Raw genomic sequence first — 9,348 nt, 5'->3', positions numbered from 1 at the left:
CTGCTTCCCCTGCTCCCTGCTCCCTGCCCCCTGCCCCCTTGCTTCTTGCCCATTCTCCATTCCCTTCAACTTTTTAGTGGGAATAGTTGCGATCGCACCCTTCCTTTCGCTACGATCTGTAAGCTTTAGGGTGTAGGCAAAGAAGCTTGGAATACAGCAGTGACATTGTGAGCTATCAAGCCTTACCCAAATTAATCAGATTTTACAGGAAAAACGATGGCGAAACGCGTACAGTTAGTTTTAAATCAAGATATCAGCAAGCTGGGGAAATCTGGCGACTTAGTGGAAGTAGCTCCCGGCTACGCTCGTAATTATCTGATTCCCCAAAAATTGGCAACTAATGCCACTCCTGGTATTCTCAAGCAAGTAGAACGCCGTCGTGAGCAAGAGCGTCAACGGCAATTAGAACTCAGACAACAAGCTCTTGAGCAAAAAGAATCTCTTGAAAAAGTTGGTAGCTTGACAATTGCCAAGCAAGTTGGTGAAAACGAAGCAATTTTCGGTACTATCACCACCCAAGATGTTGCAGATGCAATTAAGGCAGCCACCGGTCAAGAAGTGGATCGGCGTGGAATTACCATCCCTGATATTAACCACCTTGGTACTTACCAAGCCGAAATCAAGCTGTATTCTGATGTAGCGGCACAAATCGATATTCAAGTCGTCGCTAGTTAACTCAGAAAGGGGACGAGGGAGCAGGGGTAACAATTCCTGACTCTGCCAATTTTAGATTTGGAATTTTGGATTTTTGATTGAAGAAAAAATCTAAAATCTAAAATCTAAAATTGCATAACTCCCATACTCCCGGCTAGCAAAATCGTCAAAACTAAAATCGTTTATGGCTGAAGAACTGAATTTTAAAGGTGATGGTAGCGATCGCCTCCCCCCACAAAATATTGAGGCCGAAGAAGCGATTTTGGGGGGTATTTTGCTAGATCCAGAAGCGATTAGTCGAGTTAGCGATCGCCTCCTTCCCGAAGCTTTTTACATTAGCGCCCATAAAGATATTTATCAGGCAGCTGTAAGGCTCCACACCCAAGGTAAACCCACAGATTTGCTTTCAGTCACAAGTTGGCTGACTGACCATGAGATGCTTACCCGCATAGGCGGCAGAAATAAACTAGCAACTCTGGTAGACCGCACAGTCTCAGCCGTGAACATCGATGCCCTCGCAGGGTTGGTGATGGAAAAATACCTGCGGCGGCAGTTAATTAAAGCTGGCAATGAAATTGTACATCTTGGTTATGAGACAGAAACCGAGTTACCAACTGTTTTAGATCAGGCAGAACAGAAAGTATTCGGCGTAACCCAAGAGCGTCCCCAGTCGGGTTTAGTTCACATTTCTGATACTCTAATTAATAATTTCCAGGATATTGAGGATCGAAATCAAGGTATCGCCTTACCTGGTGTTCCCTGCGGATTTTATGATTTAGATGCCATGACCAGTGGCTTTCAACGCTCTGATTTGATTATTGTCGCGGGCAGGCCATCAATGGGGAAATGCCTTAGCCATGATTCAGAAATAGTTTTGGCAGATGGAACAATTACCACAATTGAAGAATTATATAAACAACATCATGTTTCGACTCCGGTTCCATCTCTACGAGAGGCTACGCCAACGAGCGGAGCCGAGATGCTCAACACAAGTGGTTCATTATTGACGTTAAATAATGACTGGAAATTTACCTTTACTCAACCCTGTGCATTTGTAGATGATGGTATCAAACCAGTTTTTCGGGTAACAACTCGCTTAGGTAGGTCTATTGAAACTACAATCACCCACCCGTATTTGACTATCAAAGGCTGGCAAAAACTAGAAAATCTGAAAGTTGGTGATAAAATCGCTATCCCGCGAAAAATAGATGTGTTTGGCTCACATTCTATGCGCGAGTGCGAAGTCAAGTTATTAGCTTATTTAATTGGCGATGGCGGCTTAACTAACTGCACTCCACGATTTACAAATGGTAATTCATTACTGCAAACCGATTTTTTGCAAGCAGTTGCGGATTTTGATGGTTTAACAATGCGTTGGGAAACTTCTCAAGGAAAACGCACACCATCACTTTGTGTTCGAGGAGATTTAGAATTTATTGCTAGTCAAAGACAGGTTTTTGCTGAAAGTTTTAAACTAGCGATTCAATCACACTCATTGACAGGAAAAGAAATAAGTCAATTAATTGGAGTCAGTCCTACTTTACTTTGCGCTTGGAAGCAAGGAGTCTGTGTACCAAATTTAGAAACTTTTGAGCTATTATGCGAAATTTTACAATTAGAGTCAGAAGAGTTTGTATCTTATGGATTTGCCTGCATGAGCAAATCTCGGAAGAATTCGCTAACGCTTTGGTTAGAAGAATTAGGTTTGTGGGGCAAAGATGCTCATTCTAAAACTATACCAAACATCATTTTTAAGTTAAAGCGATCGCAAATAGCCTTATTCCTTAATCGTCTCTTTGCTACTGATGGATGGGCTGCACTGCTTACTAGCGGTCAATCACAGTTAGGCTATGCAACAGTCAGCGAAAAACTAGCCAGACAAATTCAACATCTTTTATTACGATTTGGCATTATTGCATCTCTCAAAAAACGGTCTGTTAAGTATAAAAACACCCGAAGGACAGCGTGGCAATTAGATATTACTGATGCCTTATCTATTAAAACCTTTATCGCCGAAATAGGTATCTTCAGTAAAGAAGAAGCAATAGAAAAAGTTGCAGCAGCAATATCTCAAAAAAGATATCAAACCAATCGTGACTTGATACCTGTAGAGATTTGGGAACAAATAGCATTAGCAAAAGGTAATGAAACTTGGAGTAATTTAGCTAGACATGCAGGGATTCAAGGTTATACAAATATGCATGTTGGTAAACGTGCCCTAAAGCGGGAAAGGCTTTGGATACTAGCTACAGCTTTAGATAATTTACCACTTCAACAGTTAGCAACCAGTGATGTTTATTGGGATGAAATAGTTGCGATTGAGTCAATGGGTAACAAGCAGGTTTATGACTTAACAATTCCAGAAACACACAATTTTGTTGCTAATGATATCTGTGTACACAATACAGCCTTTTGCTTAAACCTTGCTCATAATATAGCTGCTTCTTATAAATTACCAGTTGCTTTTTTCAGCTTGGAAATGTCCAAAGAGCAATTGACACAACGTTTATTAGCTAGTGAAGCACAAATTGAAAGTAGTTATCTGCGAACTGGTCGCCTCAGTCAAACACAATGGGAACCTTTAAGCCGTGCTATTGGTATCCTTTCCGAGATGCCAATTTATATTGATGACACGCCGAATATTACAGTTACACAAATGCGTAGTCAGGCAAGAAGGCTGCAAGCGGAAGTTGGAACTGAATTAGGATTAATTGTAATAGATTACTTGCAATTGATGGAAGGAGCAGGCGATAATCGAGTTCAAGAATTGTCAAAAATTACGCGTCAACTCAAAGGTTTAGCGCGGGAATTATCTGTACCAGTTATTGCTTTATCTCAGTTAAGTCGAGGGGTGGAAGCGCGTACTAATAAGCGTCCGATGTTGTCAGATTTGAGAGAATCAGGTTCGATTGAACAGGATGCGGATTTAGTAATAATGTTGTACCGCGATGAATACTACTCTCCCGATACTCCTGATCGCGGCATTGCAGAAGTAATTATAGCTAAACACCGCAACGGGCCTACAGGGACAGCGAAACTTTTGTTTAATCCACAGTTTACAAAGTTTCAAAATTTAAAAATTTAGCCGTTGAATTGGGGACTGGGGATTGGGTACTGGGAAAAGCCAATGCCCCATGCCCAATGCCCAATGCCCCAATCTTTACTTAACTCCCAGCAATTCCACATCAAAAATTAGAGTTGCATTGGGTGGAATCACGCCACCAGCACCACGAGCGCCATAGCCTAACTCAGATGGGATGATTAACTTACGACGACCGCCTACTTTAATCGTGCTAACTCCCTCGTCCCAACCTTTGATTACCTGTCCTACACCAATTTTAAAGCTGAAGGGTTGGCCGCGATCGCGTGAACTATCAAACTTAGTACCATCTTCTAGAGTGCCGACATAGTGAACTTCAACCGTTTGTCCTGGTTGAGGAGTCGCCCCAGTCCCCTCTTTTAACTCCACATACTTCAATCCAGACGGAGTGGTTACGGCATTAGCGTCAGACATAGTATTACTCGCAATTAAGATATTGTTTTCAGTTACAGTTGTGGCCGCTGGCGGCGTTTGGGTTAACTGGGCAGCAATGGCAGTATTCTGTTTACTGCCTACTTGCCCCACAGCCAAAAGCACAACACACACCAGCATGAACGCCACGCTGAGGAAAATTGGTTTCAAAATCAGTTCTCCTTACTTAAGTATCCTGGCAAAAAGATTACCAATAGGACACAATTAGTTTAAATCAGAAAGGACATCTTAACGCCAAAGCTTATTTTCCAAATCGCGCAACTGCCGCTCTAAACGGTCAATTCTACCCCGTAGTTCGTCCACTTCCGACTGTCTAGCTACGCCTAAATCTTGCATCATATTTCGCATTTGTCGTTGCATTTGGACATCCCAGTTTCCCTGCTCCGACTTTAACTGCTGGGCAATATCATCTATAACTGCCTTAGCTTGCTCAGGATTGAGCTTACCATCTTTAACCAAGTCATCGCTGACTTGGCGCAGTTTTTCTGCTACTAAAGACGTTGTGCCAAGACCCATCATCATTAGCTGTTGTAACCAGTTGTTGTTATCCATATTCCCTTCCTCTTACTTGTGTCAAAGCAGCTGACCCTTGCTCCTGAGTGTAGGCAATCAAGCTATGCGAAAAGCGTAGTTCTTCTAGCCTACATCTCTATTTTGGCAAATTAGCAAACACAGGATCGTAGGGTGTGATTATAGAACTACTCAAGTTTGAGGCTGCCCCGCATTTAAGGGAAAATTTTATCCAGAAAGACACGCAAATTTGAACAACAGCGCTGGCTGAATATCCTGGTTTTCTCGGTAAAGAGGTCTGGATCAACCTCAACTATCCTACATAAGTTATGGCGAACAGTCTCAATTAACCAAAACAAGGGGCAAAATCCCTTTGTTTGAAGGTAAGTAAAATTCCGTCACAGCCACTAATGAAGTACAGCGTAAATTCAGCCACCATCCCAATTCAATACTTCTCGGTTAAAGGGAAAAGGGTAAAGGGAAAGAAAAAACCTTTAACCTTTTCCCTTTTCCCTTTTCCCAAACCCGATTCCGAGTTAAAAATGCACAAAGCGAGAAGTATTGCATCCCAATTAACTAGACAAATAGGGGCAATATCCTGCGGAAAGCCGCTTTACCCCTAATTGTTGAGGGTAGTTCAACTTTTGTCACAGTGACTAGTGAAGCGATCGCCCCAAAAAATTATCATAATCCGACTTGAATTTTAGTTAAATTTGTGAACGCCATTTCTGAAAGGCAATCTCGTAATCCTCTGATTTACTCTGATAAACGCTCCACCAATGAAAAAATAATCCTAAACCCCATCCTAATGCTGGGAAAATAGCCCAAAAATAACCAGGACTAGTGATTAAATTCAAGAGAATGAGAAATAAATTTACTGCCAGGAAGGAAACAAAATGCCCCCAAAAAGCTCTGCGTCGGAAAGTATTAAATGTGCGTCGTGAGCGTTCCTCTTCTTGCTGAACTAACCACTTTTTTTCAGTTTTTTCCAAAATATCAGAAGAAATACCTAATTCAGATGCCATTTCTATAAGCTGTTCTCGTGAAAATTCACCTTCCTGTTTCCGGGTGAGTGCTATTTCAAGGATTTTTTGCACATCTTCTGAATCGTAAGTCATTTTAACTACCTTATAAGTTTGTGTGTAAATGCGCTTTTGATTTCACGAAGTTTTCAATAGGCTTCGTTCAATTCAGTTAGCGAACGTCTCCACATTTTGCACCCAATACTTAGTGACATTCACAACCTTATTATTTTCTCACAACTGATTTAGGGCTACTGTATTTGTCAATACCTAAACCCTTATTTTCGCGTAGGAGCAATTCATGAATTGCCCCTAAAACGTATAGTTTTGCGTTGATAAAAGAGGAATAAAACTAAGTGTATTAAGAAGACTTGGAACTTAAGCCCCCTATTACGAGTTAATGCTTAAATCCCAAGTCTTGTTATTTGAAATCTAAAATTCAGTGAGCGAAAATATGATTTTCAATCAGAAATCATGAGTATCATATTCGGCAGTTCAGAGATTTAAGGGAGTGTAGATATCATCCGAGTTTGCATTGAGGTAAGGACGTTGCAATTCAATTTCCCATAATGAGAAATGCCGCAGAATTGCTGCTATCCTATCCTCTGGCGTATCATTACCTAGATGCCAAGCCTCAAGCAAACCATTAGCAACAATTTGGCATCGATGTGTACCAAAACTTTCTTGGTCGCCAAATTTACGGTCTGGTTCTTCAGCGATCGCTAACCCTGGTGCTATAAACTTGGTAAATAAAGGTACTTGCTCCTGAAAATACACTTGATTTTCTTTATATACTCTCTCTATGACTGGACGAACAAGTTCATAGTCTTTTTTATCAAAATAAAGCACTGCTGAGTCGTAACGCCCATACTCAGAAGGGTTATACAATGCTTTAAATGAGAAAGCAATAGGTATAGCATTGAGTTGGGTAGTCAAATCGTTCATGACTGCAACTGAGCCTTCAGGAGTCAAATTGAAGTAGACACGTACCAGAGTTTGATAATTTCGAGCCATAGCTGCATTAGCAACTGCCATATAAAATCCGTTTTGTACAAGATTCTTAGGCATTTTGATTGCTACCGAGTCACCGATATTAGCCGCTTGTTGTAAGCTATCGGGTTCAGTGTACAGCTTTAAATCGTTTTTATACACTACCAAAGTACCATCGATGTCTTCTTTTATAACCAGCCAATCATGACTCCAGTAGCCTACACCTCTGTTATTTTCATGCAAGCGATCGTAAAAAGCTATATCTACGCCAAATAATGTATTGTTTTCGAGATTTTGATTCAAACCCAAATTCGTTGCTTCTGCATTGGATGACAAAATACTTTTCGATGAGCCGTTGTAGTAGAGGGCGTAAAGTAAACTACGTAGTTGATAACTCAAAAACTTATTTTGAAAATCTAAAGATAATTGCTGAAAGTGAGAGACTAATGATTCTGGTACTTCCACTGAACCAAAATCTGGATGTCTAATACAGTGGTGAGATTGGATTTCAACCTTATGAGCGATATCTTGTAGTGATGTCTCCAATAACTCTGGAATCTCTGACAGTTGATTTCCCAGCGAATCTAATAGTTGCATAAAAACTTGCCTGTCAATAATGTGGAGATATAGGGACAGACAAACAAAAAATGTTTGCGTCCCCTTGTTGACTTGGAATTTATTTTGAAGCAGGAGATAAGTTAATGGGAGAGAGGGCTGATGCATCTACACCAAAAATTGTTGGTATCGATGCTTCTGGACGGCATAATAAACTCTTAGCAACCTGGAGTATGCAAATACCCTTATTACCAAAAGTTTTTTCGTGCTGGAGTTTGGCTTGAATAGATTTAATCAAAGCGAAACCGCAAAACTGCATAACTCTCTGTAAAAAATCAGGACGATGTTCTATAATTTCGGGGAAAACAGAGAGATAAGCAATTACCAACTCTCTAATGGAAGGTTGCAGCAAATGTAGAGGAGTTGTTGCTAGACGTAAAGACTCTTGAATTGCCATTGTTTTACTAGTAATCATGCTGTGTAGCCAAAGTTGTAGATAGCTGGCTATCAGTGTTCCTAAATCACTAGCTGGATCTCCCCAAGCGCCACGTTCCCAATCAATTAATCGAATAAGACTATCATCTGAGGACGATTCATTAAAAGCAGCTTCTTCCCAATTCAGGGAGAGGAGAATATTGTTTAGTTTCAGATCGTTATGGGTTAAACAACAGGGAGTGAAGGCATTACTCAACTCTGCGATCGCCTGTCCTAAGCTATCATAACGTTGATAAAGAGACAAAAATTTTAGTCCATCGGTGGGCAACTTGCCAAAAACTGCCGGGGTAACTCTATCTATGCCAAGATTCAGATTAGGAGTTCCTTGGTTGAATATTTGGAAAAACTCCTGATAGTCTTGACGGTCAATAGATAGGCGATGGACTGATGCTAAAGTAGTTCCAACTACCCTGGCAATCTCTACGGGAAATAAATTCAAATTCTTTTCCACATAAAAATCCATCAAATCCCGATAGTTAGTTAGATAATTGAAAACAAAGATTGAATTTTCAGGATCAAAATGTACTGCTTCCGAAAAATATGAGCGAATGTCGGTTAGTTCTGGGAAAGTTTGCAAAAAATTGTGAACTCGCCATTCTTTGAAAAATTCGCCAGCAGTCCTTCCCTCTCGTTTGTAAGGCTCTTGCTTAATTAGGAGTTTCCGTTCATCTGGTAAGCTGACTAATAAGTTAAAGTTTTTAGCAGGTTTTAGCTCTATTTTGCTTAAAGACTTTTCATCTTGAGTACATAATCCCTGAAGAATCAGGTAATCAAAAGCATTTTGAGAACTCAATAAGAATGATGTCATAGCTTCAGTTAATCGTCAAAGTTAACAACTAAAAATTCTTGCGTAATTAGAAGACATTCTTAATAGATTGATCATCTATTATGTCTACATCGCTATGTGGAGATTGTCATACAATACCTATTGTTTCCGGATGTACGAATCAATCAATAAAATCTTAAAACAACTCCAGTATTTTTGCACTTTTTGAATCGATTCACTATTGAGTATTGAATGATTTTGCTAACTCTGCAACTTCATGGATAGTAAATGCCAACAATGCAAATTGAAGATTTTTCAAACCATAGTTAAGAATCTGAGCAATATCGTCATCTGCACCAGCATATATAGATATGTAATCTATGTTGCTAATATCTATGAGTAAACCTTCTGAATCATCGACATGAAGATCATAAATAGTAATTCTTGACATGGATTTCAATTCCCAAAAACATTGATCAATTAGTCAATATGAGAATAATTAAGCATCAATTACTTAATCATCTCACTCGTAGTCAGGAAAAAATTAATAAAATTGATCAACTGCTATGATTGATATTGATGAAGCTGTAAATTGCTTAATCCGATAGGCTATCGTTATTTTTGGTAATAAAGAAAGCTGATTATTAATCATATCGGTTTATTCAAAGCTATTTATTACAGCAGATTTGAGAGCGATTAAGCAATACACAGCTTAATCGCTAATTCAACAAGTTCCACAGAGCAATATAGCTCAGTAGTAAACTACAAATTAAATCCAAGTATCAGCATCGCTGAAGGACTTGACGATGTGTGCAGTCAAGCTA

General features: G+C 39.8%; 8 protein-coding genes and 1 pseudogene. 3 read left to right on the top strand and 6 right to left on the bottom strand.

The window, feature by feature from the left end:
- Positions 1-216 precede the first annotated feature (216 nt).
- Both rplI and dnaB read left to right on the top strand, forming a co-directional pair.
- Complete coding sequence (gene rplI / locus G1O98_RS33815; RefSeq protein ID WP_163937866.1) at positions 217-675, top strand: 50S ribosomal protein L9; 459 nt, start codon at positions 217-219, stop codon at positions 673-675.
- Between the two features lie 163 nt (positions 676-838).
- Entirely contained in the window at positions 839-3,739 is a 2,901-nt protein-coding gene (gene dnaB, locus G1O98_RS33810) for a replicative DNA helicase (protein ID WP_163937863.1), read from the top strand.
- A 75-nt stretch (positions 3,740-3,814) separates the two neighbouring features.
- Here dnaB and G1O98_RS33805 read toward each other — a convergent pair whose 3' ends face one another.
- Together G1O98_RS33805 and G1O98_RS33800 are read right to left on the bottom strand one after the other, a co-directional pair.
- Entirely contained in the window at positions 3,815-4,336 is a 522-nt protein-coding gene (locus G1O98_RS33805; protein ID WP_041565406.1) for an FKBP-type peptidyl-prolyl cis-trans isomerase, read from the bottom strand.
- A 78-nt stretch (positions 4,337-4,414) separates the two neighbouring features.
- On the bottom strand, positions 4,415-4,738 hold the full coding sequence (locus G1O98_RS33800; RefSeq protein WP_012409359.1) for a phasin family protein: 324 nt from the start codon (positions 4,736-4,738) through the stop codon (positions 4,415-4,417).
- Positions 4,739-4,872: 134 nt separating this feature from the next.
- On the opposite strand from G1O98_RS33800, the pseudogene G1O98_RS40405 reads away from it, so the two are divergent.
- Positions 4,873-5,019, top strand: a pseudogene (locus G1O98_RS40405) (TIGR03792 family protein); the annotation flags it as partial.
- A gap of 384 nt (positions 5,020-5,403) precedes the next feature.
- Here G1O98_RS40405 and G1O98_RS33795 read toward each other — a convergent pair.
- The 4 genes from G1O98_RS33795 to G1O98_RS33780 form a co-directional block, all read right to left on the bottom strand.
- A complete protein-coding gene (locus G1O98_RS33795) occupies positions 5,404-5,814 on the bottom strand; it encodes a 2TM domain-containing protein (protein WP_163937860.1) in 411 nt (136 codons plus the stop codon).
- Positions 5,815-6,213: 399 nt separating this feature from the next.
- Entirely contained in the window at positions 6,214-7,305 is a 1,092-nt protein-coding gene (locus G1O98_RS33790) for a T3SS effector HopA1 family protein (RefSeq protein WP_163937857.1), read from the bottom strand.
- A gap of 79 nt (positions 7,306-7,384) precedes the next feature.
- Positions 7,385-8,566, bottom strand: coding sequence for a phosphotransferase (locus tag G1O98_RS33785; protein WP_163937855.1), 1,182 nt, complete (start codon positions 8,564-8,566; stop codon positions 7,385-7,387).
- Between the two features lie 196 nt (positions 8,567-8,762).
- Positions 8,763-8,975 (bottom strand): hypothetical protein, encoded by a 213-nt coding sequence (locus G1O98_RS33780; RefSeq protein WP_163937852.1) that lies wholly within the window; start codon positions 8,973-8,975, stop codon positions 8,763-8,765.
- Positions 8,976-9,348: the final 373 nt, after the last annotated feature.

The organism is Nostoc sp. UIC 10630 (assembly GCF_010747425.1).
Lineage (GTDB): Bacteria > Cyanobacteriota > Cyanobacteriia > Cyanobacteriales > Nostocaceae > Nostoc.
This window is presented reverse-complemented; position numbering and strand designations above follow the sequence as displayed.

Coding starts and splice junctions, on each gene's coding strand:
- rplI (WP_163937866.1), top strand. CDS start 217: ATGGCGAAACGCGTACAGTTAGTTTTAAATCAAGATATCAGCAAGCTG.
- dnaB (WP_163937863.1), top strand. CDS start 839: ATGGCTGAAGAACTGAATTTTAAAGGTGATGGTAGCGATCGCCTCCCC.
- G1O98_RS33800 (WP_012409359.1), bottom strand. CDS start 4,738: ATGGATAACAACAACTGGTTACAACAGCTAATGATGATGGGTCTTGGC.
- G1O98_RS33795 (WP_163937860.1), bottom strand. CDS start 5,814: ATGACTTACGATTCAGAAGATGTGCAAAAAATCCTTGAAATAGCACTC.
- G1O98_RS33790 (WP_163937857.1), bottom strand. CDS start 7,305: ATGCAACTATTAGATTCGCTGGGAAATCAACTGTCAGAGATTCCAGAG.
- G1O98_RS33785 (WP_163937855.1), bottom strand. CDS start 8,566: ATGACATCATTCTTATTGAGTTCTCAAAATGCTTTTGATTACCTGATT.
- G1O98_RS33780 (WP_163937852.1), bottom strand. CDS start 8,975: ATGTCAAGAATTACTATTTATGATCTTCATGTCGATGATTCAGAAGGT.